Source organism: Flavobacterium sp. W21_SRS_FM3 (assembly GCF_052113625.1).
Lineage (GTDB): Bacteria > Bacteroidota > Bacteroidia > Flavobacteriales > Flavobacteriaceae > Flavobacterium.
This window is the reverse complement of record NZ_JBGQOD010000004.1, coordinates 130851-156546: the sequence shown is the minus strand read 5'-3', so window position 1 is coordinate 156546 and position 25696 is coordinate 130851. Positions and strand designations below refer to the sequence as shown.

The window sequence follows — 25696 nt, the reverse complement described above, 5'->3', positions numbered from 1 at the left end:
ATTTATAAGATCTTTGTAATCTAATTATTAGTGACAACTCAAAATATAGATATCATGGAAAATGAAAAAGCAATAAACCTATTAAACAATTTAATTGAAATTAATAACGACAGAATTGAAGGCTATGATACCGCTTCGAAAGAAACAGAAGAGGGAGATTTAAAAGCATTATTTGCACAATTTATTCAAACTAGTCTAAAATGTAAAGAAGAATTAGTTATTGAAGTTACCAGTTTAGGTGGTGAACCAGCAGAAGGTACTAGAGTAACAGGTAAATTTTTCAGAGTTTGGATGGACGTTAAAGCTGCTCTAACTGGAAAAGACAGAAAAGTAATTTTAGAATCTTGTGAATACGGAGAAGATATAGCAAAGAAAAATTACGAAGACACCTTAAAAGACCATGCAACAGACTTGTCATTTAATGTGCAATCTATTCTTAAAAACCAGTATCTACAAATCAAAGCAGATCATGATCGAGTTAAGGCTATGTGCCAAGCATTAGACTAAAATTTTTGAATAGAAAAAAAATTGTAGAAAAATGCAAAATGTGGAAGAGTGCATTTTTCTACAATTTATAAAAATAAAAACGAGCTTATAAAACGCGGTTAATCTGGCTTACTTTTTTACTGTAATATTTTTCTTTAATAGAGGAAATGATCACACCTCCACTAACAGAAGCATGAATAAACTTAATATCACCGTCGTTAACGTCAACAACCATTCCTACATGATTGATGCGATTTCTACGACTTGTTTTAAAAAAAATTAAATCGCCTTTTTGTGCATCCTCATTATTGATTACAACTCCATATTGAGATTGTTCCAGCGAAGTTCTAGGCAATTGAATATCAAAAGCACTAAAAGTATTACACATTAAACCAGAACAGTCGATTCCGTTTTTAGAAGTACCGCCATAAACATACCTTGTTCCTAAGTTTTCTGATGCTGTCGAAACCAACTTGTCTAAAAATTCAGAATCGTAAGCTGTTTTTCCAGTATATGGTGCAGTATATTTGTCTGCTGTTTCATTTGAAGCTATCGCCTCTTCAACTGGAGCTGCTTGTTTTTTACTGCGAATCGTAAGTACAAAACCAACAGGCAAACTGCGAGAAATTTTAGGGTTTTGCCTTTCTAATTCTTTCACAGAAATCCCAAACTCTTTGGCTATACCATATTTAGTTTCTTTGGCTAAAACTTCGCGATTAATTACTGTTTCAGCAACTTCATCGGCTACAACTGGGACTTTTACTTCAGCTAGAGGTGCTTTTTGAATCTCTTGCATTTTGATTTCTTTTTTAGCAACACTTGCAACAGCTTCTTCCATCTTTTTTGTCTCCTCTACCACAACAGCATTTTTAGAAGTAGTTTCAACCTTACTTGGAATAATTATTTTTTGCCCTATTTTCAAAGCTTCAGTTTCTAAAATAGGATTTGCTTGATCTAACTCTGCAACCGTTACACCATATTCTCTTGCTATAGCATATTTAGTTTCATTAGGTAAGATTTCTCTAATAATTCCTCCTGACGAGATTTCAGAAATAGTAGCTGAAGATTTTTGACTGCTACTACTTATATCATTCCCTTGTTTAGCTGATTCATTAGTAGTGACATTAGATTTTATAGCTTTATCGGCAGTGACTAAATTTGATTCTAAAACGGGAACTTGAATCTTTTGACCGTTCTTTAATCCTGATTTTTGAAGTGTTGGATTGATTTTGTATAAATCATCAACTGTAATTCCATGCTTTTTAGCAATGCTGTATAACGTTTCTTTAGGATAAGCTGTATACGTTTTTGTAGTTGTTGTTACAGCTTTTTCAGCTACTGGACTTTTAGTCTTTTGACCTGCATTTGGTATTAACAGTACTGATTTAAACTTTATTCCCTTTTTAGCATCAGGATTTAAATTGTAAATCTCACTGGCTTTGATATTGTATTGTTGAGCAATTTTAGTAATAGTTTCTCCCTTTGCAACTGTGTGTTCTTTGTAATTTTCTTGTGAAAAAGCACTAAAACCACTCATAAAAACCATTCCTAAAATCCAAGTACGATACCTCATAAACACTATTTTAACTTTATTTACTCCTTATTAAACTTCAAAACACTTCTGAAACGTCAGTTTAACATTAATTCAAAATTTATGTATACACTAACGTAAAAAGATGCTACTTAAGTATTTTGAAAAGCGAATTTAACCTATAAATACAAATATCGCACTTTTTTAACAACCTATTATAGTGATTTTAACAATTTTTTCAAAATTTAAAAGTGCGCTGGGACAAAAAATATATAAATTTGAGCTAGATACAAATAAAAAATGCTCTGTTTTCACAGAGCATTTTATTATAAAATAGAATACTTACTATTAAGCTTTACCAGCAGCTATTAAGTTTAAAGCTGAACCTGCAACAAACCAGCCAATTTGACCTTCGTTGTAAGTATGGTTAGCTAAAATTATATCTTTAGTACCGTCAGCATGCACAAATTCTAAAGTTAATGGCTTAGCTGGAGCAAAATCGACTAAATCAATGATATTGATTGTATCATCTTCTTGTATTTTATCGTAATCGGCTTCATTAGCAAAAGTTAATCCTAAAAGACCTTGTTTTTTAAGGTTTGTTTCGTGGATTCTTGCAAAAGATTTCACCAATACGGCTTTTACTCCTAAGAAACGAGGTTCCATTGCAGCATGCTCACGAGAAGATCCTTCACCATAGTTATGGTCACCCACAACAATTGATGGTACACCAGCCGCTTTATAAGCACGTGCTACAGCAGGAACTGCATCATAAGCACCCGTTAATTGATTTTTTACAGTATTTGTTTTTTGGTTGAATGCATTAATAGCACCAATCAACATATTATTTGATATATTATCTAAATGTCCACGGAAACGCAACCATGGTCCTGCCATAGAAATGTGATCTGTTGTACATTTACCGTATGCTTTAATAAGTAATTTAGCACCAGTAATATTCTTACCATCCCATGCATCAAAAGGAGCTAATAATTGTAAACGCTCTGAATCTGCACTAACAGAAACAATTACACCAGAACCATCAGCAGCTGGCGCTTGAAAACCTGGATCTTCAGCATCAAATCCTTTTGGAGGTAACTCATCACCTGTTGGCGCGTCTAACATTACTTCCTCACCATTTTCATTAATCAATGAATCTGTCAATGGATTAAATCCTAAATCACCAGCAATAGCCATCGCAGTCACTAACTCTGGAGAACCTACAAAGGCAAGCGTATTTGGATTACCATCTGCACGTTTTGAGAAGTTACGGTTAAAAGAGTGAACGATCGTATTACGCTCTTCTTTTTCAGCTCCTTCTCTATCCCACATACCAATACATGGTCCACAAGCATTTGCAAATACAGTAGCACCAATTTTATCAAAAGTATCAATAAAACCATCACGTTCTATAGTATAACGAACTACTTCAGAACCCGGAGTAATTGTAAACTTCGATTTTACTTTTAAGTTTTTAGAAGTAACCTGTTTTGCTAATGAAGCAGCACGAGCTATATCTTCATAAGACGAGTTCGTACAAGAACCAATCAAACCAACTTCAATTTTTAATGGCCAGTTATTTTTAATGGCTTCTTCTTTCATTTTAGAAATAGGAGTCGCTAAATCTGGCGTAAAAGGTCCGTTTAAATGTGGCTCTAATTCAGATAAGTTAATTTCAATAACTTGATCAAAATATTGCTCTGGATTAGCATATACTTCTGGATCACCAGTTAAGTAATCTGCTACTTTATCAGCAGCATCAGCTACATCAGCTCTATTTGTAGAACGCAAGTAACGACTCATAGAAGCATCATATCCAAAAGTAGAAGTCGTAGCACCAATTTCAGCACCCATATTACAGATAGTCCCCTTTCCTGTACAAGACATAGAAGTAGCACCTTCTCCAAAATATTCTACAATAGCACCAGTTCCACCTTTAACAGTTAGAATACCAGCAACTTTAAGTATTACATCTTTTGGAGCAGTCCAACCTGAAAGTTTTCCTGTTAATTTAATTCCAATTAGTTTTGGAAATTTCAATTCCCATGCCATACCCGACATTACGTCAACAGCATCAGCTCCACCAACACCAATAGCAACCATTCCTAAACCACCTGCATTTACAGTGTGAGAATCAGTTCCAATCATCATTCCACCAGGAAAAGCATAGTTTTCAAGTACAACTTGGTGAATAATTCCCGCTCCTGGTTTCCAAAAACCAATTCCGTATTTATTAGATACTGAAGAAAGAAAATCAAAAACCTCATTACTTTGTGTTTTGGCTCTAGCCAAATCCGTAACAGCATCTACTTTAGCCTGGATCAAGTGATCACAGTGAACCGTTGTAGGAACTGCAACTTTAGATTTACCAGCATGCATAAACTGCAATAATGCCATTTGAGCAGTTGCATCTTGACACGCAACTCTGTCTGGAGCAAAATCAACATAATCAACACCTCTTTTAAAAGCTTCAGATGGTGTACCATCCCAAAGGTGATTGTATAAAATTTTCTCAGTTAATGTAAGTGGACGACCAACAATTTCACGTGCTTTATCAACACGAGAAGTCATGTTGTCATACACTTTTTGAATCATTTCAATATCAAAAGCCATAATATATAGGTGTTTTTTTGTTTATTTGTGATGCAAATTTACGTATTTATGATGAGATTTAAAAAAAATTTAATAGAACTCCTGTTTTGAAAAATTATTATTGCAAAATATTAACTTACATTGCACATTATTAAGAAAAAATCAAATTTTTAACTTAATAATACATATTTAGCAATTATACTTCCTTTTACTATTAAAGTGGAAATGGAGATTTAAAACTATCTCTTTCTAAATTGCACATCATCACTTTTCAACGTAACCTGAACAACTAAGTTGGGATTATAGTAATTTATTAATAATAACTTCTTCAGTAACCCCCTCTGCATCAGCTTTATAATTCCTAATAATTCGATGACGTAATATTCCTATAGCAACCGCTTTTACATCGTCAATATCTGGGGAATATTTTCCTTGGAATGCAGCATGGGCCTTGGCGGCCAAAATTAAATTTTGAGAGGCCCTAGGACCAGCACCCCAATCTAAATAATTTTTAACAAATTCATTTGACAAACTGTTATCCGGTCTTGTTTTACTAACTAAGGTGACAGCATATTCAATAACATTATCTGCAACAGGAATTCTACGAATTAACTGCTGAAAATCAATAATTTCCTGTGCCGTAAATAATGGATTAATCGTAGTCCTAACATCTGAAGTGGTTTTTTTAACCACTAAAACTTCTTCCTCAAATGAAGGGTATTCTAATTTAACAGCAAACATGAAGCGGTCCAGCTGTGCTTCTGGCAGAGGGTAGGTTCCTTCCTGCTCAATTGGATTTTGAGTTGCAAGAACAAAATAAGGCAAGTCCAACTTATAATTTTCACCTGCAATAGTAACTGCTCGCTCTTGCATAGCTTCTAATAAGGCAGCTTGCGTTTTAGGAGGAGTTCTATTAATTTCATCTGCTAAAATTATATTCGAAAAAATAGGCCCTTTTATAAATTTAAAGTGACGGTTTTCATCTAATATTTCGCTTCCTAATATATCCGAAGGCATTAAATCAGGTGTAAATTGAATTCTTTTAAAATCGAGTCCTAATGCCTGAGAAAGTGTATTGACCATTAAAGTTTTGGCCAGTCCAGGCACACCTATTAAAAGCGCATGCCCTCCCGAAAATATACTTAGCAGTATTTGATCAATTACAGTATCCTGACCCACAATTATTTTGGCAATCTCACTTTTAAGTTCTTGTCGTTTCTGAACCAAATTTTGTATTGCTGCTACGTCAGACATCTATAAATGTTTTTTAAATTAAAAAAGAGTTAGTTCTATGAATTCATAAAACTAACTCTTTTTATTTATTTTAGAAAATATTATTTTTTTAACCAATTGTTTGTAAAGTCACAATCTCTATATTCTCCTAGTATCTTAATATAGGTATGTTTAATTGTTTCATCAAACCATTTCCCTATTGCTTTAAACTGTTTTTCTTTTAAAGCCAACTCCTTAATTTTAATATAGTCTGTAGCATAATCAGCAATATGCTCATTTATTCTATTAGTTACAGTAATCAATTTAAAGCTCTTTTTTCCGTTTTCATCAGTATCTAAAATTGGCTGTGAAATTTCGTCATCTTTTAGATTAGAAACTTGGCTGTATAAGCTAGGATCCATCTTTGTCAATTCAAAACGGGTATCCTGTGTTTTAGGATTGATTAATACACCACCATTAGCCTTAGTTTCTTTTTGATCAGACTCGGTACGAGCAGCATCAGCAAAAGAAATTTTCTTGTCAACAATTTTACTTCTTATTGCTGTGATTTTTTCTTTAGCTGCAGTTATAGCATCTTCAGACACAGAAGGCGTTAATAAAATATGACGTAATTCAACTTCCTGACCTTTAATTTTTTCTACATAAATAATATGGAATCCAAAATCTGTTTCAAAAGGAGCCGATATCTCACCTTCTTGTAAACTAAATGCAACATCTTTAAACTCCTTAACAAATGGTGTTTTTCTATTCATTTTATAGTAACCTCCGTTTGTAGCTGAACCAGGATCTTTAGAATACAATACAGCTTTAGTAGAAAAACTAGAACCTTCCTCTACTTCTTTTTTAAACCCGTTAAGTCTATCAATTACTTTTTGTTTCTCCGCATCTGAAACTTTTGGAGTTACCACAATTTGCGCTACTTCCATTTCTGCACCAAAAAGGGGCAACTCATCTTTAGGTATTGATTTGAAAAAATTACGAACTTCTTCAGGCGTTATTTCGACTTCTTCAACAATTTTCTTCGTCATTTCTGAAGCTAACTTTTGCTCCTTTAAAATATCAAAGAAATAGCTTTTAAAATCCTCCTCAGAATCTTTTTTATAATACTTAACTACTTTTTCAAGAGAACCAATCTGGCTTACCATATAGTTCAAACGCTCTTCCATCATTCCTTTGATTTCAGAATCAGTAACTTTAATACTGTCTTGAATAGCCTGATGTGCGTATAGCTTATCTTCTAATAACTTCCCCATCATTTGACATCTAGAGATATCTTTAACAGAACCCCCTTGGCTTGATATTTCTAAATAAGCCTTATCGATATCAGAATCTAAAACAATATAATCTCCTACCGTCGCTATAATTCCGTCAATTTTTACTCTTTGACCGGTTTGTATCTTTTTAACAGGAACAACTACACTATCCTTAATAATTTCTTGTGCTTTAGTAATTGTAGTAGATAACAGAAAAAGAACCAAAGCAATTTTAATATTCACGGACTTCATTTGTAATGTTTTTAATAGCATTATTTGAGATTTATATTTTAAAGTAATGTTTTGCGAATGAAATGAACCTCAAACTAATTTTGAAGACTGTCGTTCAACGAGGCCAAATATACGCCATAAGTATTAAGAAATAAAAATGATTTCATAAAGTCTTATGGATAATTAAGGCGAACAAAAATAACAATTCAATTACATAATACAACTTTAGCGATTAGTATTAACAAAAAATTATAGTAGCTCAAACTCCTTTTCTAAATTACTGACAGTCCTTGATTTAAACTATTAAGAAATCGCTCCATTCTCTTTATAAGTTTTGAATACGAAATTCATTTTTGAGGGTTACAAAAATCCTGATATTAATTCATGGTCTAAAATTAAGATCTCCCCAATAATTTGAAACCAGGGTTACTAAATAACCTTTATTAAAACACTCAATTAAAGCCATATATGAATAAGTTGTCAACACTATAACGTTTTCGTAAAGTGATTTAAATTTGTTTTTTCCAATCGAATACCTTTTTCAATACATTAGTCCTCTTAATGCTATAATTATTAAAAAAAATGTCTATAATTTATATAATTAACAACTAAACATTAAATAAAGCAAGAAGTTCTCAAACTTCGATTTAAAAACATTATTTGTGACAAAATAAATTTTCCAAAAATATAATACCCAAATCTATTTTTAACCTAAAAACCACTTTATGAAAAAAAGTCATTTTAAACTATCCTTACTAACCGTTTTAGCATTCGGATTGTATTCTTGCACTTCAAATGAAGACAACCCAACTATAAGCAGTGCTGACGCTAAAGCTCATAGTAAAGTAATTGACGTCACCCATCACGACGGAAGACCGTTTAGCACAGGCAAGTCGTCAACATCTACTACAGCAAAATATGTTGCTAATCCTGGTGGTGGTGTAATGATGCAAGCCTTTTATTGGGATGTCCCAGCAGGAGGGAATTGGTGGAACACTGTTGGCACAAAAGTAACTGATTGGGCAAATGCCGGTATAGGATCGATATGGCTTCCGCCAGCATCTAAAGCTCAGAATGGACCTTTTTCTATGGGATACGACCCCACTGACTACTTTGATTTTGGAAATTACAATCAAAACGGAACTATCGAAACTCGTTTTGGATCCAAAACAGAATTGGTCAATTTAATCACTAAAGCCCACACTGAAAATTTACAAGTATATGCTGATATGGTTTTGAACCATAATAGTGGGGGTCAATTAGAGAACAACCCGTTCACAGGTACCCAAACTTACACTAATTTTACTGCTGTTGCTTCAGGAAAGTTCCCGCGTACCAGTGCCGATTTTTATAAAAATTCCTATGGAAATAATGACGAAGGTGCCTTTGGAGGTTTTCCTGACCTAGCCCATGTAGTACCAAACGTGCAAAACTGGTTATGGTTAAGAGCAGATGGTGTAGGTAAATATTATAAAAACACTATGAAATTTGACGGCTGGAGATTTGATTATGTGAAAGGTTTCGGTCCATGGGTTGTGAAGGACTGGAATGCTAACGTAGGAGGATTCTCTGTGGGTGAATACTGGGATTCAAATGTAAATACCTTAGAATGGTGGGCAAACAATGCCAACAGTTCCGTATTTGATTTTGCTTGTTATTACAAAATGAATGATGCCTTTGATGGAAATAATTTGAACATATTAAATGATGACATGATGTGGAAAAGAAACCCGTACAAGGCGGTGACTTTTGTAACTAATCATGATACCGATGAAATATGGAAAAAAGACCTTGCTTATGCCTACATATTAACACACGAAGGGTATCCAACTATTTTCTATAGAGACTACGAAGAGTGGTTAAACAAAACAAAATTGAACAACCTAATATGGATTCACAATAATAAAGCAACAGGAACCACATCTATTTTATATACCGATGACGATGAATATATCGCAAGAAGAAATGGTTACAATGGAAATCCAGGTCTAGTAGTTTATATTAACAATTCGTCCTCTTGGCAGGAAAGATGGATTCCTACTAACTGGGCCAATGCACAAATCAAAGATTTCACAGGAAATTCGACTTGGATTCCTACTACACAAGGAGACAAATGGGTTAAAATTCAATGCCCTCCAAATGGCTACTCAGTATGGTCAATTAATATGTAAATTTTAAATTCTCACAATATAAATGAGGCTGTCATAAAAGACAGCCTCATTTTTTTTAATTAGCATTTATAAATAGTACTTTTGCAAACTATTTACAGTAAATATGAGCTTTTTAAAAGAAATACAAAGAAGAAGAACTTTCGGAATTATATCGCATCCTGATGCCGGTAAAACAACACTAACAGAGAAACTCCTACTTTTTGGGGGAGCTATTCAAGAAGCAGGTGCCGTAAAAAACAATAAGATTAAAAAAGGTGCCACGAGTGATTTCATGGAAATTGAACGCCAGAGAGGGATCTCGGTTTCTACGTCTGTATTAGCATTCAACTACCAAGATAAAAAAATCAATATTCTTGATACTCCTGGTCACAAGGATTTTGCAGAAGACACCTTTAGAACATTAACTGCAGTTGATAGTGTTATCGTTGTAATAGATGTTGCAAAAGGAGTTGAAGAGCAGACAGAAAAATTAGTCTCTGTTTGTAGAATGAGAAAAATTCCAATTATTGTTTTTATTAACAAGTTAGACCGTGAAGGAAAAGATGCTTTTGATCTAATGGATGAAGTAGAGCAAAAACTTGGATTAACAGTAACGCCTCTAAGTTTCCCAATAGGAATGGGTTATGATTTCCAAGGAATATACAATTTATGGGAACAAAACATCAACTTATTTAGCGGAGACAGTCGTAAAAATATCGAAGAAACAATTGCATTTTCAGATGTTCAAAATCCAGAATTAGAAAAAATAGTAGGTCAAAAAGCGGCTGATCGTTTGCGTGAAGAACTAGAATTGATCGATGAAGTTTATCCAAAATTTGATCGTCAAGATTATCTAGATGGTAAATTACAACCCGTATTTTTTGGTTCGGCTTTGAATAATTTCGGAGTGCGTGAATTATTGGATTGTTTTGTCTCCATAGCACCATCACCGAGGCCAAAAGAGTCAGAAACCAGATTAGTGGATCCTACAGAAGAAAAAATGACTGGTTTTGTGTTTAAAATCCATGCTAATATGGACCCTAAGCACAGAGATAGATTAGCATTTATAAAAATTGTTTCGGGTACTTTTGAAAGAAACAAACCCTATTATCATGTACGTCAAAAAAAGAATTTAAAATTTTCTAGTCCCAATGCTTTCTTTGCTGAAAAGAAAGAAATTGTAGACATTTCCTATCCTGGAGATATTGTTGGTCTACACGATACTGGAAATTTCAAAATTGGAGACACTTTAACTGAAGGTGAAATAATGAGCTTTAAAGGGATTCCGAGCTTTTCACCTGAACACTTTAGATACATCAATAATGCCGATCCAATGAAAGCCAAACAGCTAGATAAAGGAGTCGACCAATTAATGGATGAAGGTGTGGCCCAATTATTTACCTTAGAGATGAATAATAGAAAAGTGATTGGAACAGTAGGGGCTTTACAGTATGAAGTAATACAATACCGTTTAGAGCATGAGTATGGTGCTAAATGTACTTATGAGAACTTCCCTGTTCATAAAGCTTGCTGGGTTAAGCCTGACGATGCAAAGAACGATGAATTTAAAGAGTTTAAAAGAATCAAGCAGAAGTACTTAGCTAAAGACAAATACGGTCAATTAGTTTTCTTAGCTGACTCAGACTTCACAATTCAGATGACACAAAATAAATACCCATCTGTTAAATTGTTTTTCACATCAGAATTTGAATAGAAAAAACAATTGAAAACAAAAAAAACGCTAATTATATAATTAGCGTTTTTTTTTATACCTATTTAAATTCTTCTAGTAAATACTTATGCTAAAGACGTTTCAAAGTTAACTGCTTTTTTCAAAAAAGCTTTGATTAACAAACGGTTTGGCGCTAGTCCAGAAGTCATAATTTGTTTTTTTGTATTGATCCCTTCTGTAGAGATTGTAGTATTAGGATCTTGTTTAGTACCCATGAACCAAAGAACGAACTCCATATTTGCTGCAGCTTTATTGTCTTGCTTAACTTCGTTAGTTGTTACACCATTCGAAACAGATGCAACTGCATTGTATTCTGAAGTTTGACTAAATGCTGAAACATTTGATAATAAAATAAAAATAAACATTACAAAAATGGTTATTGATTTTTTAGAGTCGTTATGTTTTGAAAAATTGTTCATAAGGGGCTTTGTTTTTGGAAAGAGATCTTTTTAATTCTCTAATTCTTTAACAAAACTACTGCAACAATACGCTTCCTAAAAATATTTCCGACAAACAACCATAAAACTCGTTTAGCTACAAAAACAGCTTATAATAAGGCATGTTTCCAGATAATTATCATTCCTTAATCAAATGATTACCAAACTGACAGATTGAAAAGCCTGCTGTTAAATTATCACTAACGATATATAAAGAAAAAGGCTCCATAAGAATATGGAGCCTTTTATTATTAAATTATGCTTGTCCCGCCGGACCAAAATTGAGAGGAATGGGAGGTTGTTCAGTATCTTTAATTTCGCCATGAGCGATTTCAAAACGATGAATATTTTCACCAATAGCCTTCAACAATCTTTTAGCATGTTGTGGAGTCAAGACAATTCTTGATTTTACTTTAGCCTTAGGAATACCTGGCATGATGCTTACAAAGTCAAGAACAAATTCTGACGAAGAATGATTAATAATAGCTAAGTTAGAATAAATTCCCTCAGCTGTTTTTTCATCCAGTTCTATATTAATTTGATCTTGTTGATTTGAATTACTCATACCTTAATAAATATATTCTTCTTTATTAGCCATCATATCATTGTAATCTTCTTTTGAACCTACAATTGCATTATCATATTCTCTCATACCAGTTCCAGCAGGGATTCTATGACCAACAATTACATTTTCTTTCAATCCTTCTAAGTAATCAATTTTACCTGCAACAGCAGCTTCGTTTAGTACTTTAGTTGTCTCTTGGAAAGAAGCCGCAGAGATAAATGATTTTGTTTGTAGCGAAGCTCTTGTGATACCTTGTAAAACAGGTGTACCAGTTGCAGTGATAACATCACGAGCTACAACAATATTTTTATCGTTACGTTTCAATAAAGAGTTTTCATCACGTAATTCACGAGGCGAAACAATTTGACCTTCTTTTAAGTTAGTCGAATCTCCCGCATCTTCAATTACTTTCATACCGTAAAGTTTATCATTTTGAACGATAAAGTCTTTAGTATGGATTAATTGATCTTCTAAGAACAACGTATCTCCTGGATCTTGAACTCTAACTTTACGCATCATTTGACGTATTACTACCTCAAAGTGCTTGTCGTTAATTTTCACCCCTTGAAGACGGTATACTTCTTGAATTTCATTTACCAAGTACTGTTGAACAGCAGCAGGTCCTTTAATTCTTAAAATATCTTCAGGTGTAATAGCTCCATCAGACAAAGGAACACCAGCTCTTACAAAGTCATTCTCTTGTACAAGAATTTGACTTGATAATTTAACTAAGTATTTCTTAATCTCACCAAACTTAGATTCAATAACGATTTCACGGTTACCTCTTTTAATCTTACCAAAAGAAACCACACCATCAATTTCTGAAACCACAGCTGGGTTAGAAGGATTACGCGCTTCTAAAAGCTCTGTAATTCTTGGTAAACCTCCCGTGATATCTCCTGATTTAGAAGAACGACGTGGAATTTTAACCAATACTTTACCTGCCTTAATTTTCTCACCGTTTTCAACCATCAAGTGGGCACCAACTGGTAAGTTATAAGAACGAATTAATTCATTGTCTTTACCATAAACTAATAAAGTTGGAATTAATTTTTTAGCTCTTGATTCTGAAATTACTTTTTCTTGGAAACCAGTTTGCTCATCAATTTCAACCATGAATGATTGACCTTGCTCTAAATCTTCGTAAGCAATTTTACCAGTAAACTCAGAAACAATAACTCCATTATATGGATCCCATTTACAGATTACATCTCCTTTTCCAACAGACTGACCGTCTTTTACAAAAATACTTGAACCGTAAGGAATATTATGTGTATTCAATAAAATACCTGTTTTTTCATCAACTAATTTTAATTCAGTTGAACGAGAAACAACGATATCTACTGCATTACCTTCACTATCTTCACCTTTAACAGTTTTTAAATCTTCGATTTCTAACTTACCATTAAATTTAGTAATGATGCTAGATTCCTCAGAAATACCACCCGCAACCCCTCCAACGTGGAAAGTACGTAATGTTAACTGTGTACCTGGTTCTCCAATAGATTGTGCTGCAATTACACCAACTGCTTCACCTCTTTGTGTCATTTTACCAGTAGCTAAGTTTCTACCGTAACATTTAGCACAAATACCTTTCAACGCTTCACAAGTCAATGGGGAACGAACTTCCACTTTCTCGATAGGAGAAGCTTCGATTTGTTTCATAATCGCCTCAGTGATTTGTTGTCCAGATTGAATCAACACTTCATTAGTTAAAGGATTAATTACGTCTTGCAATGCAACACGTCCTAAAATTCTTTCTCCTAATGATTCCACAATTTCTTCATTCTTTTTCAATGCTGATACTTCAACACCTCTTAATGTTCCACAGTCTTCAATGTTAACAATAACATCTTGAGAAACATCATGTAGTCTTCTTGTTAAATATCCTGCATCCGCCGTTTTCAAGGCAGTATCCGCAAGACCTTTACGCGCACCGTGAGTAGAGATAAAGTACTCAAGGATAGAAAGACCTTCCTTAAAGTTAGAAAGAATCGGGTTTTCAATAATCTCACCACCACCAGCAGTAGATTTTTTAGGCTTAGCCATCAAACCACGCATACCAGTTAACTGACGAATTTGTTCTTTAGAACCCCTCGCTCCAGAGTCAAGCATCATATACACTGAGTTGAAACCTTGTTGGTCTTCTCTAATGTTTTTCATTGCTAATTCTGTCAATTGAGCATTGGCAGAAGTCCATACATCAATAACTTGGTTGTAACGTTCGTTATTAGTAATAAGACCCATGTTATAATTTGCAGAGATACCTTCAACTTGCTCTCTAGCATCTGCAATTAATTTAGGCTTTTGATCTGGAATTCTAATATCTCCTAATGAGAATGACAATCCACCTCTAAAGGCAAATTTGTACCCCATGTCTTTCATATTATCTAAGAAGGCAGCCGTTTCAGGTACACTAGTCGCGTTCAATACGTGACCAATAATATCTCTAAGGTTTTTCTTAGTTAATACATCATTGATATATCCAGCTGCTTCAGGTACTACTTCATTAAATAATACACGACCTGCAGTTGTTTGAATAATTTTAAACACTAATTCTCCAGCGTCATTAAAATCTTTTGCTCTAATTTTCACACGAGCATTCAATTCTAATCGTCCTTCGTTTAATGCAATATTTACTTCTTCAGCAGAATAGAAAGTCAAATCTTGACCTAAAATTTTCTTCTCTGGAGTAGTTAATCTTTCTTTGGTCATATAATATAGACCCAAGACCATATCCTGAGATGGTACCGTAATTGGAGCACCATTTGCAGGGTTTAAGATATTGTGAGAAGCCAACATTAATAATTGTGCTTCAAGGATAGCTTCTGGTCCTAAAGGCAAGTGAACTGCCATTTGATCCCCATCAAAATCCGCATTAAATGCAGTACAAACTAAAGGGTGCAATTGGATTGCTTTTCCTTCAATTAATTTTGGTTGGAAAGCTTGGATACCTAGTCTGTGCAAAGTAGGAGCACGATTCAGTAAAATCGGGTGACCTTTAATTACATTTTCAAGGATATCCCAAACTACAGGCTCTTTCTTGTCTATTATTTTCTTAGCTGATTTAACCGTTTTTACAATACCTCTTTCTATCAATTTACGGATAACGAAAGGCTTGTATAGTTCAGCTGCCATATCTTTAGGGATACCACATTCGAACAATTTCAATTCAGGTCCAACAACAATTACCGAACGAGCAGAATAATCCACACGTTTTCCAAGTAAGTTTTGACGGAAACGTCCTTGCTTACCTTTTAGGGAATCAGATAATGATTTTAATGGTCTGTTTGATTCTGTTTTAACAGCAGATGCTTTTCTTGTATTATCAAATAATGAATCTACAGATTCTTGCAACATACGTTTCTCATTTCTCAAGATCACTTCTGGAGCTTTAATCTCCATTAATCTTTTCAAACGGTTGTTACGAATGATTACACGACGGTATAAGTCATTTAAATCTGAAGTTGCAAAACGACCTCCATCAAGCGGCACAAGCGGACGTAATTCTGGTGGGATAACAGGAACCACTTTCATAATCATCCATTCAGGACGGTTTTCACGGTTCAAGTTAGACTCACGGAAAGATTCAACAACTTGCAATCTTTTTAATGCTTCTGTTTTACGTTGTTTAGACGTCTCATTATTAGCACTGTGTCTCAATTGGTAAGATAACTCATCAAGATCAATACGTGCTAATAAATCCATAATACACTCCGCTCCCATTTTGGCAACGAATTTATTAGGATCAAAATCATCTAAATACTGGTTGTCTGCAGGAAGTGTATCTAAAATGTTCAAGTATTCTTCTTCAGTTAAGAAGTCTAATCTTTGAACAGATTCACCTTCAGCATTTTTAGCAATACCAGCTTGGATTACTACGTATCTCTCGTAGTAGATAATCATATCTAATTTCTTAGAAGGAAGACCAAGGATATAACCAATTTTATTTGGAAGTGAACGGAAATACCAAATATGAGCAATAGGCACAACAAGGTTGATATGCCCCACTCTGTCTCTACGTACTTTTTTCTCGGTAACTTCAACTCCACAACGGTCACAAATAATTCCTTTGTAACGAATTCTCTTGTATTTTCCACATGCACATTCAAAATCCTTCACAGGCCCGAATATTCTCTCACAGAAAAGACCGTCACGCTCAGGTTTGTGCGTACGGTAGTTTATAGTTTCAGGTTTTAAAACTTCACCTCTTGATTCTTTCAAGATAGATTCTGGAGAAGCTAAACCAATCGAAATTTTATTGAATCTTTTTACAGGATTCTTATCTTTATTATTTCTATTATTCATCATAGTTTTTACTATTGATTTATTTGCAATTGAAAATTGATTCTCGTTTTAGTCTAATGTCAAATGTCATAAAGTTTTTAAAGTCATAAACGACTTTGGACTTTCGACTTTCGAACTTTGGACTATAACATTACCTCGGATTACTTCTCTAAACTTCAAACGACGATTTGAAGTGCTAATTAAAAACTACATATAGTTATTAAAAAATCGGAACGATTTACGGGTATAAATCCTAAAAACTCTTAAAAAAAGAGAATTCAGCCCTGAAAAATCAAGGCTGAAAACTACTATATAATATTATTCTTCTAATCGAATATCTAATCCAAGTCCTTTCAATTCATGCATCAATACATTGAATGATTCTGGTAAACCTGGCTCTGGCATAGACTCTCCTTTTACGATAGCTTCGTAAGTTTTAGCTCTACCAATAACATCATCAGACTTCACTGTTAAGATTTCTCTAAGAGTACTTGATGCTCCATAAGCTTCAAGTGCCCAAACCTCCATCTCTCCAAAACGTTGTCCTCCAAATTGAGCTTTACCTCCAAGTGGTTGTTGTGTAATCAACGAGTATGGTCCAATTGAACGTGCGTGCATCTTGTCATCAACCATATGTCCTAATTTCAACATATAGATAACTCCAACAGTAGCCGCTTGATGGAAACGCTCTCCTGTACCACCATCATAAAGATGAGTATGTCCAAAACGTGGAATTCCAGCTTCGTCAGTCAATTCATTAATTTGATCAAGTGAAGCACCATCAAAAATTGGAGTAGCAAATTTTCTACCCAAGTTCATACCAGCCCAACCTAAAACAGTCTCATAAATTTGACCAATGTTCATACGTGAAGGTACCCCAAGTGGATTCAATACGATATCTACTGGTGTTCCATCTTCAAGGAAAGGCATATCTTCATGACGAACTATTCTTGCAACAATACCTTTGTTACCGTGACGTCCAGCCATTTTATCCCCAACCTTTAATTTACGTTTTTTAGCGATGTATACTTTAGCTAATTTCAAGATTCCTGCTGGCAATTCATCTCCAACAGTAATAGTGAATTTCTCTCTACGTAATGCACCTTGTAAATCGTTCAACTTAATTTTATAGTTATGAATTAATTCATTCACCATTTTATTAGTTGCATCGTCAGCTACCCATTGACCTTTGCTTAAGTGAGCAAAATCTTCAACAGCATAAAGCATTTTTTGAGTATATTTTTTACCTTTTGGTAAAACTTCTTCACCCAAATCATTCATTACACCTTGAGACGTTTTCCCATTAACGATCAAGAAAAGTTTCTCTACTAATTTGTCTTTTAATTCAACAAATTTAGTTTCAAATTCCATTTCTAAAGCGCCTAAAGCATCTTTATCTTGTGTACGCTTACGTTTATCTTTTACCGCTCTCGCGAATAATTTTTTGTCTAGAACTACACCATGTAAAGAAGGAGAAGCTTTTAACGAAGCATCTTTAACATCACCTGCTTTATCACCAAATATTGCACGAAGCAATTTCTCTTCTGGAGTAGGATCTGATTCCCCTTTAGGAGTAATTTTTCCGATAAGAATATCACCAGGTTTAACCTCAGCACCAATTCTAATCATACCATTTTCATCTAAGTCTTTTGTAGCCTCTTCAGAAACGTTTGGTATATCATTTGTCAATTCTTCGTTTCCTAATTTAGTATCTCTAACTTCTAATGAATAATCATCAACGTGAATAGAGGTAAAAATATCGTCACGAACTACTTTCTCAGAAATTACAATCGCATCCTCAAAGTTGTATCCTTTCCATGGCATAAACGCCACTTTTAAGTTACGACCTAAAGCTAGCTCTCCATTTTGAGTAGCATAACCTTCAGATAAAACTTGTCCAGGTATAACTCTATCCCCTTTTCTTACGATAGGTTTAAGGTTAATACTTGTCCCTTGATTGGTTTTTCTAAATTTAATTAAGTTGTATGTTTTCTCATCAGATTCAAAACTAACCATTCTTTCTTCTTCAGAACGATCGTATTTAATAGTAATGATATTTGCATCAACATACTCTACAACTCCATTTCCTTCAGCATTAATTAATACTCTAGAATCAGAAGCTACTTGACGCTCTAAACCAGTTCCAACAATTGGCGCTTCAGGACGAATTAATGGTACGGCCTGACGCATCATGTTAGATCCCATCAAGGCTCTATTCGCATCATCATGTTCTAAGAAAGGAATCAAAGAAGCTGAAATAGAAGCAATTTGATTTGGAGCAACATCAGTATAATCAACTAACGCTGGATCAATTACAGGGAAATCACCTTCTTGACGCGCAATTACGTTTTCGGCAATGATTTTACCAGAATTATCCATTTCAATATTTGCTTGCGCAATCAATTTTCCTTCTTCTTCTTCTGCGCTTAAGTAAATAGGTGTAGACTCTAAATCTACTGTTCCATTTGTTACTTTACGATAAGGTGTTTCAATGAAACCCATTCCGTTTACTTTAGCATAAACTCCAAGAGATGAAATCAAACCAATGTTTGGTCCCTCTGGTGTTTCAATAGGACATAAACGTCCGTAGTGCGTATAGTGAACGTCACGAACCTCAAATCCAGCTCTTTCTCTCGAAAGTCCACCTGGTCCAAGTGCAGATAATCTTCTTTTGTGCGTTATTTCAGCTAGTGGATTCGTTTGATCCATAAATTGAGATAACTGGTTTGTTCCAAAGAAAGAGTTGATAACTGATGATAATGTTTTAGCATTAATCAAGTCAATTGGTGTAAACACCTCGTTATCTCTAACGTTCATACGCTCTCTAATGGTTCTAGCCATACGTGCTAAACCAACACCGAATTGTTGAGACAATTGTTCACCAACTGTTCTCACACGACGGTTTGATAAGTGATCAATATCATCAATATCAGCTTTCGCATTGATAAGTTCAATCAAATACTTAACAATAGTTATGATATCTTCTTTGGTAAGCACTTGCTTTTCCATTGGGATATCTAAACCAAGTTTTTTATTCATTCTATAACGACCTACTTCACCTAAGTTGTAACGTTGATCAGAAAAGAATAGTTTATCTATAATACCACGAGCAGTTTCTTCATCAGGCGGTTCTGCGTTACGCAATTGCCTGTAGATATGCTCAACAGCTTCTTTTTCAGAGTTTGTTGGATCTTTTTGTAATGTATTATGAATGATAGCATAATCAGCTTGATTAGCATCTTCCTTATGCAACAAAATAGATTTAACGTTAGAATCAATGATCTCTTCCACATTATCTTTGTCGATAATAGTATCTCTATCAAGGATTATTTCGTTACGTTCGATAGAAACTACTTCACCAGTATCTTCATCTACGAAATCTTCATGCCATGTATTTAATACACGAGCAGCTAATTTTCTACCGATATATTTTTTAAGTCCTGTTTTAGAAACTTTAATTTCTTCTGCAAGGTCAAAAATTTCAAGGATATCCTTGTCTCTTTCAAACCCAATAGCACGGAATAAAGTAGTTACAGGTAATTTTTTCTTTCTATCGATATAAGCGTACATTACACTATTAATATCTGTAGAAAATTCTATCCAAGATCCTTTAAAAGGAATTACTCTGGCAGAATATAATTTTGTTCCATTAGCATGAAAAGACTGTCCAAAGAAAACCCCTGGAGATCTATGCAGCTGAGAAACAACAACGCGTTCAGCACCGTTGATTACAAACGTACCACTTGGTGTCATATAAGGAATTGTACCAAGATACACATCTTGTACAATAGTTTCAAAATCTTCGTGCTCTGGATCTGTACAATATAGCTTTAACCTAGCTTTTAAAGGTACGCTATGAGTTAGACCTCTTTCTATACACTCTTGGATTGTGTAACGTGGTGGATCTACAAAGTAGTCAAGAAATTCCAATACAAAGTTATTTCTTGTATCTGTAATTGGAAAATTTTCCATGAAGGTATTATAAAGTCCTTCATTGCCTCTTTCATCAGATTTAGTTTCTAATTGAAAAAAATCTTGAAAAGATTTTACCTGAACATCTAGAAAATCTGGATAATTCGGGATATTTTTAGTAGAGGCAAAATTCAATCTTTCAGTCTGATTTGTTATCATCAATGGACAAAATTTTGATTATAAAAGTAATTTTTGTGTACAAATAAATAGTATTCATACGAAAATTTTACGCCATTACATCTTTAAAAACCAATTTAGGATAACTACTTTCTTATTATCTGTTAATTTTTTTTCCTCGTAATGGGTAAAAAGTATTTTAAATTAAAAGGCTATTTTGTAGCAAAACAACATAGACTTTTATTATACGAAAAATGGTTTAGGTCATTGGGCGACTAAACCCAAGACCTAAACCTTATTTCAAACTATGTTAGAATTATTTTAATTCAACAACAGCTCCAGCTTCTTCTAATGATTTTTTAAGACCTTCAGCCTCTTCTTTAGAAACACCTTCTTTAACGTTTGATGGAGCAGAATCAACTACATCTTTAGCCTCTTTAAGACCTAAACCTGTAAGTTCTTTTACCATTTTCACAACAGCTAATTTAGAAGCACCAGCTTCTTTTAATACAACTGTGAATTCAGTTTGAGCTTCTTCAGCAGCTTCTCCACCACCTGCAGAAACTACTACAGCTGCAGCAGCTGGTTCGATTCCGTACTCATCTTTTAATATTGTTGCTAATTCATTAACTTCTTTTACAGTTAAGTTAACTAATTGTTCTGCGAATTGTTTCAAATCTGCCATTTTTTCTATCGTTTTAAAATGATTTGTAAAATTATATTTTGTTTATTGTGCGCGTTGTAAGTAATAAGAATTGAGTTGAACTCGATACTTATTATTATGCTTCTTCTGTTTCAGCTTGCTCTTCTCCAGCAAATTTGTTTTGAAGTGCAGCGATAATTCTTTGAGCAGGTGATTGAAGTAATCCAATAAGTTCTCCAAGAAGCTCTTCTTTAGATTTGATAGTAGATAACATATCTAACTGATCATCTCCAATATAGATTTCAGAATTAACATAAGCTCCTTTTAAAATAGGCAAAGCCGATTTCTTACGGAAATCTTTAATTATCTTTCCTGGTGCATTTGCTACATCTGCAATAAAAATTGCACTGTTTCCAGTTAATACTGTAGGCAGTTCACCATACTCATTTTCAGAAACCTCCATTGCTTTTACAAGCAAAGTGTTTTTTACTACTTCTAATTTAATTCCAGCTTTAAAACAAGCTCTTCTTAATTTTGAAGTTGTATCTGCATTCAGTCCAGAAATATCTGCTACATAAACAATATTTGTACCAGCTAACTGTGCAGTTAAATTTTCAATCGCGATTGATTTTTCTTCTCTAGTCATACTAAAAATTATTAACTACCAATTATACTGCTTTTGGGTCTAATGCAATAGCAGGACTCATTGTACTTGTAAGGTAGATACTCTTGATGTATGTTCCTTTAGCAGCAGTTGGCTTAAGTTTGATTAATGTTTGAATAATTTCGTGTGCATTGTCAACAATTTGCTCAGTTCCAAAAGAAACTTTACCAATTCCTGCATGTACAATACCAGTTTTATCAACTTTAAAATCGATTTTACCAGCTTTTACCTCTTGAACAGCTTTTGCAACATCCATAGTTACAGTACCTGTTTTAGGGTTAGGCATTAAACCTCTAGGTCCTAAAATACGACCTAATGGACCTAATTTACCCATAACACTTGGCATAGTGATGATTACATCAACATCTGTCCAACCGTCTTTAATTTTTTGTAAATATTCGTCAAGACCTACATAGTCTGCACCAGCTTCTTTAGCTTCCGCTTCTTTATCTGGAGTAACTAATGCTAATACTTTAACATCTTTACCAGTTCCATGAGGTAATGTTACTACACCTCTTACCATTTGATTCGCTTTTCTTGGATCTACGCCTAAACGTACTGCGATATCAACAGACTCATCAAATTTTGCAGAAGCAACTACTTTAATTAATGCCGCAGCATCTTTTAAAGAATATAGTTTGTTCTTTTCAATTTTTGAAGCAGCCTCTTTTTGCTTTTTTGTCAATTTTGCCATGTCTTTCTCTTAATTAAAAAGGAGCGTCTCCTGATACAGTTATACCCATAGATCTAGCTGTTCCAGCAACCATACTCATTGCAGACTCCATAGTGAATGCATTTAAGTCAGGCATTTTGTCTTCAGCAATAGCTCTAATTTGTTCCCAAGTAACACTAGCTACTTTTTTACGATTAGGCTCACCAGAACCAGATTTAAGCTTCGCAGCTTCCAATAGCTGAACGGCTGCAGGAGGAGTTTTAATAACAAAATCAAAAGATTTGTCTTTATACACAGTAATTTGTACTGGGCATATTTTGCCAGGTTTATCTTGTGTTCTAGCATTGAACTGCTTACAGAACTCCATGATGTTTACCCCAGCAGCTCCTAAAGCAGGTCCAACCGGTGGCGACGGATTCGCAGCACCTCCCTTAACTTGTAGTTTAACTACTTTACTAATTTCTTTAGCCATTTTTTTAAAAATTTAACATCACAATCATTGGAAGCGATTGCAATGGATATTATAGGTAATGTAACAAAAATTATACTTTTTCAACTTGCATAAAACTTAATTCTAATGGCGTTTTTCTTCCGAAAATTTTAACCATTACTTCAAGTTTACGCTTTTCATCATTAATTTTTTCAACTGTTCCGTTAAAACCATTAAAAGGTCCATCAATAACCTTAATTGTTTCACCTAAGTTGAAAGGTATTGCATGAGTATCTGTATTTACAGCTAACTCATCTACTTTACCTAGCATTCTATTTACTTCAGAAAGTCTAAGAGGAACTGGTTCACCACCTTTGGTTTCACCTAAAAATCCTATTACACTTGTTATAGACTTAATAATATGAGGTATTTCCCCTACCAAATTCGCTTCAATCATTACATAACCAGGAAAATAAACTTTTTCCTTAACTATCTTCTTACCTTCTTTCACAGTAACTACTTTTTCAGTAGGAACTAGTACTTGAGAAACATAGTCTTCCATCTCTAATCTAGAAATTTCAGTTTCTATGTAAGCTTTCACTTTATTCTCTTGACCACTTACTGCGCGAACAACATACCACTTTTTTACATTATTATCTGTCATCACAAAAATTAAGCTTTTATCCAGTTAAAAAATCCAGCTAATGCTTTTGCAAAAAACTCATCTACTCCCCAAGTTGCCAAGGCAAATAAGACTGAAAAAATAGCAACAATAATTGTTAGACGTTGCACCTCAGCCCAAGTTGGCCAAGTAACATTTGACTTTAATTCCTCAAATGATTCTGTTATGTAATTAACTATTTTCGCCATTTTTGATATATTTTTTTTGCACGGGCGGAGGGATTCGAACCCCCATCAACGGTTTTGGAGACCGCTATTCTACCCTTGAACTACGCCCGTTTATTAAAAACCAGTAACAACCTAAGAGGTTACTGGTTTTAGAATTATTTTATAGAATTATGCAATTTCAGTTACCTGACCTGCACCTACAGTTCTACCACCCTCACGGATTGCAAAACGTAAACCTACGTTTAATGCGATAGGGCTTAATAATTTAACATCAATTGTTAAGTTATCCCCAGGCATAACCATCTCTACACCTTCTGGTAAAGTAATGATACCAGTTACGTCAGTTGTACGTACGTAGAATTGTGGACGGTAGTTATTATGGAATGGAGTATGACGTCCACCTTCTTCTTTTTTCAAGATATAAACCTCAGCTTTGAATGAATCATGTGGCTTAACAGAACCTGGCTTACAGATTACCATTCCTCTTTTGATGTCTTCTTTTTGAATACCTCTTAAAAGGATACCTACGTTATCTCCAGCTTCACCTCTATCAAGGATTTTACGGAACATCTCAACTCCTGTAATAGTAGAAGTCAATTTCTCAGCTCCCATACCAATGATCTCAACAGGATCTCCAGTGTTAGCAACTCCAGTTTCGATACGACCTGTAGCAACAGTTCCACGACCTGTAATTGAGAATACATCCTCAACTGGCATCAAGAAAGGTTTTGCAACATCTCTTTCTGGCTCTTCGATCCAAGCATCAACAGCTTCCATCAATTCAAGAATTTTAGGAACCCATACTGGATCATTGTTCAATCCACCTAAAGCAGAACCTTGAACAACAGGACCATTATCTCCATCATATTCGTAGAAAGATAATAAATCTCTAATTTCCATTTCAACAAGCTCTAACAACTCAGCATCATCAACCATATCCACTTTGTTCATGAATACAACGATTCTAGGAATACCTACTTGACGACCTAATAAGATGTGCTCACGAGTTTGTGGCATTGGACCATCAGTTGCAGCAACTACAAGAATAGCACCATCCATTTGAGCAGCTCCAGTAACCATGTTCTTTACGTAATCCGCGTGACCTGGACAGTCAACGTGAGCGTAATGACGATTAGCTGTTTCGTACTCTACGTGTGATGTATTAATTGTAATACCTCTTTCTTTTTCTTCCGGAGCATTATCAATTTGATCAAATGATTTTGCTTGACAGTAACCTGCATCAGACAATACTTTTGTAATTGCAGCAGTTAATGTTGTTTTTCCGTGATCTACGTGTCCAATTGTACCTATGTTTAAGTGCGGTTTGGAACGGTTAAAATTCTCCTTTGCCATTTTACTTAATTTTTAATCTTAGTTATATATTAATTTCAATTTCCTACTTACTTGAGCCAATGTCGGGAATTGAACCCGAGACCTCTTCCTTACCAAGGAAGCACTCTACCCCTGAGCTACACCGGCAGAGTTCTTAGTTAGCATTTTAAAATTCTAGTCTTTACTTTCAAAAAGGCCCTAGCAATCAAAAAACACAAAACCCAACATTTTTTTTTGTGGGGAGAGCAGGATTCGAACCTGCGAAGTTTACACAGCAGATTTACAGTCTGCCCTCGTTGGCCGCTTGAGTATCTCCCCTCTTTTTTTATTTTTACCATTATCCTTAGCCAAAGATAACATTAATGCTTTTTCAGAGCCGGCGGAGGGACTCGAACCCACGACCTGCTGATTACAAATCAGCTGCTCTAGCCAACTGAGCTACGCTGGCATTATTAATAAAAAAAGTCCGCTATTTCTAACGGACTGCAAATGTATAGATTTTATCTCTCAATCAAAACA

18 protein-coding genes and 4 tRNA genes are annotated in these 25696 nt (G+C 34.5%); 3 read left to right on the top strand and 19 right to left on the bottom strand.

Going from position 1 to position 25696, the window contains the following annotated elements:
* The first annotated feature begins 54 nt into the window (after positions 1–54).
* Entirely contained in the window at positions 55–507 is a 453-nt protein-coding gene (locus tag ACEN2K_RS08610; RefSeq protein WP_441758920.1) for a ferritin-like domain-containing protein, read from the top strand.
* A gap of 85 nt (positions 508–592) precedes the next feature.
* On the opposite strand, the gene ACEN2K_RS08605 is transcribed toward ACEN2K_RS08610, so the two are convergent.
* The 4 genes from ACEN2K_RS08605 to ACEN2K_RS08590 form a co-directional block, all read right to left on the bottom strand.
* Positions 593–2059, bottom strand: coding sequence for a LysM peptidoglycan-binding domain-containing protein (locus ACEN2K_RS08605; protein ID WP_441758919.1), 1467 nt, complete (start codon positions 2057–2059; stop codon positions 593–595).
* Positions 2060–2365: 306 nt separating this feature from the next.
* On the bottom strand, positions 2366–4630 hold the full coding sequence (locus ACEN2K_RS08600; protein ID WP_441758918.1) for an aconitate hydratase: 2265 nt from the start codon (positions 4628–4630) through the stop codon (positions 2366–2368).
* Between the two features lie 279 nt (positions 4631–4909).
* Positions 4910–5863 carry an AAA family ATPase gene (locus ACEN2K_RS08595; RefSeq protein WP_441758917.1) on the bottom strand — a complete coding sequence of 318 codons (954 nt, stop codon included), beginning with the start codon at positions 5861–5863 and terminating at the stop codon, positions 4910–4912.
* Positions 5864–5943: 80 nt separating this feature from the next.
* Positions 5944–7368, bottom strand: a complete 1425-nt coding sequence (locus ACEN2K_RS08590) for a peptidylprolyl isomerase (RefSeq protein ID WP_441758916.1) — start codon at positions 7366–7368, stop codon at positions 5944–5946.
* A 683-nt stretch (positions 7369–8051) separates the two neighbouring features.
* Here ACEN2K_RS08590 and ACEN2K_RS08585 point away from each other — a divergent pair.
* Entirely contained in the window at positions 8052–9497 is a 1446-nt protein-coding gene (locus ACEN2K_RS08585) for an alpha-amylase (RefSeq protein WP_441758915.1), read from the top strand.
* Between the two features lie 103 nt (positions 9498–9600).
* A complete protein-coding gene (locus ACEN2K_RS08580; protein ID WP_441758914.1) occupies positions 9601–11190 on the top strand; it encodes a peptide chain release factor 3 in 1590 nt (529 codons plus the stop codon).
* An 83-nt stretch (positions 11191–11273) separates the two neighbouring features.
* On the opposite strand, the gene ACEN2K_RS08575 is transcribed toward ACEN2K_RS08580, so the two are convergent.
* The 15 genes from ACEN2K_RS08575 to ACEN2K_RS08505 form a co-directional block, all read right to left on the bottom strand.
* A complete protein-coding gene (locus ACEN2K_RS08575) occupies positions 11274–11627 on the bottom strand; it encodes a hypothetical protein (RefSeq protein WP_441758913.1) in 354 nt (117 codons plus the stop codon).
* 274 nt (positions 11628–11901) lie between these two features.
* Entirely contained in the window at positions 11902–12210 is a 309-nt protein-coding gene (locus tag ACEN2K_RS08570; protein ID WP_441758912.1) for a DUF3467 domain-containing protein, read from the bottom strand.
* A gap of 3 nt (positions 12211–12213) precedes the next feature.
* Entirely contained in the window at positions 12214–16521 is a 4308-nt protein-coding gene (rpoC, locus tag ACEN2K_RS08565) for a DNA-directed RNA polymerase subunit beta' (RefSeq protein ID WP_441758911.1), read from the bottom strand.
* A 294-nt stretch (positions 16522–16815) separates the two neighbouring features.
* Entirely contained in the window at positions 16816–20628 is a 3813-nt protein-coding gene (gene rpoB / locus ACEN2K_RS08560) for a DNA-directed RNA polymerase subunit beta (protein WP_441758910.1), read from the bottom strand.
* A gap of 274 nt (positions 20629–20902) precedes the next feature.
* A complete protein-coding gene (rplL, locus tag ACEN2K_RS08555) occupies positions 20903–21271 on the bottom strand; it encodes a 50S ribosomal protein L7/L12 (RefSeq protein ID WP_026708579.1) in 369 nt (122 codons plus the stop codon).
* A 94-nt stretch (positions 21272–21365) separates the two neighbouring features.
* The gene (gene rplJ, locus ACEN2K_RS08550) at positions 21366–21875 is read right to left on the bottom strand and encodes a 50S ribosomal protein L10 (protein ID WP_441758909.1); all 510 of its coding nucleotides are present in this window, start codon (positions 21873–21875) and stop codon (positions 21366–21368) included.
* A gap of 22 nt (positions 21876–21897) precedes the next feature.
* Positions 21898–22587, bottom strand: a complete 690-nt coding sequence (gene rplA / locus ACEN2K_RS08545; protein ID WP_441758908.1) for a 50S ribosomal protein L1 — start codon at positions 22585–22587, stop codon at positions 21898–21900.
* Positions 22588–22600: 13 nt separating this feature from the next.
* Positions 22601–23038 (bottom strand): 50S ribosomal protein L11, encoded by a 438-nt coding sequence (gene rplK / locus ACEN2K_RS08540; RefSeq protein ID WP_026708576.1) that lies wholly within the window; start codon positions 23036–23038, stop codon positions 22601–22603.
* A 70-nt stretch (positions 23039–23108) separates the two neighbouring features.
* Positions 23109–23660, bottom strand: coding sequence for a transcription termination/antitermination protein NusG (gene nusG, locus ACEN2K_RS08535; protein WP_441758907.1), 552 nt, complete (start codon positions 23658–23660; stop codon positions 23109–23111).
* An 8-nt stretch (positions 23661–23668) separates the two neighbouring features.
* Entirely contained in the window at positions 23669–23866 is a 198-nt protein-coding gene (gene secE / locus ACEN2K_RS08530; protein WP_441758906.1) for a preprotein translocase subunit SecE, read from the bottom strand.
* A gap of 19 nt (positions 23867–23885) precedes the next feature.
* A tRNA-Trp gene (locus tag ACEN2K_RS08525) sits at positions 23886–23956 on the bottom strand.
* Between the two features lie 57 nt (positions 23957–24013).
* On the bottom strand, positions 24014–25198 hold the full coding sequence (tuf, locus tag ACEN2K_RS08520) for an elongation factor Tu (RefSeq protein ID WP_441758905.1): 1185 nt from the start codon (positions 25196–25198) through the stop codon (positions 24014–24016).
* 54 nt (positions 25199–25252) lie between these two features.
* Positions 25253–25324, bottom strand: a tRNA-Thr gene (locus tag ACEN2K_RS08515).
* Positions 25325–25414: 90 nt separating this feature from the next.
* Positions 25415–25495 (bottom strand) — tRNA-Tyr (locus ACEN2K_RS08510).
* 56 nt (positions 25496–25551) lie between these two features.
* A tRNA-Thr gene (locus ACEN2K_RS08505) sits at positions 25552–25625 on the bottom strand.
* Positions 25626–25696: the final 71 nt, after the last annotated feature.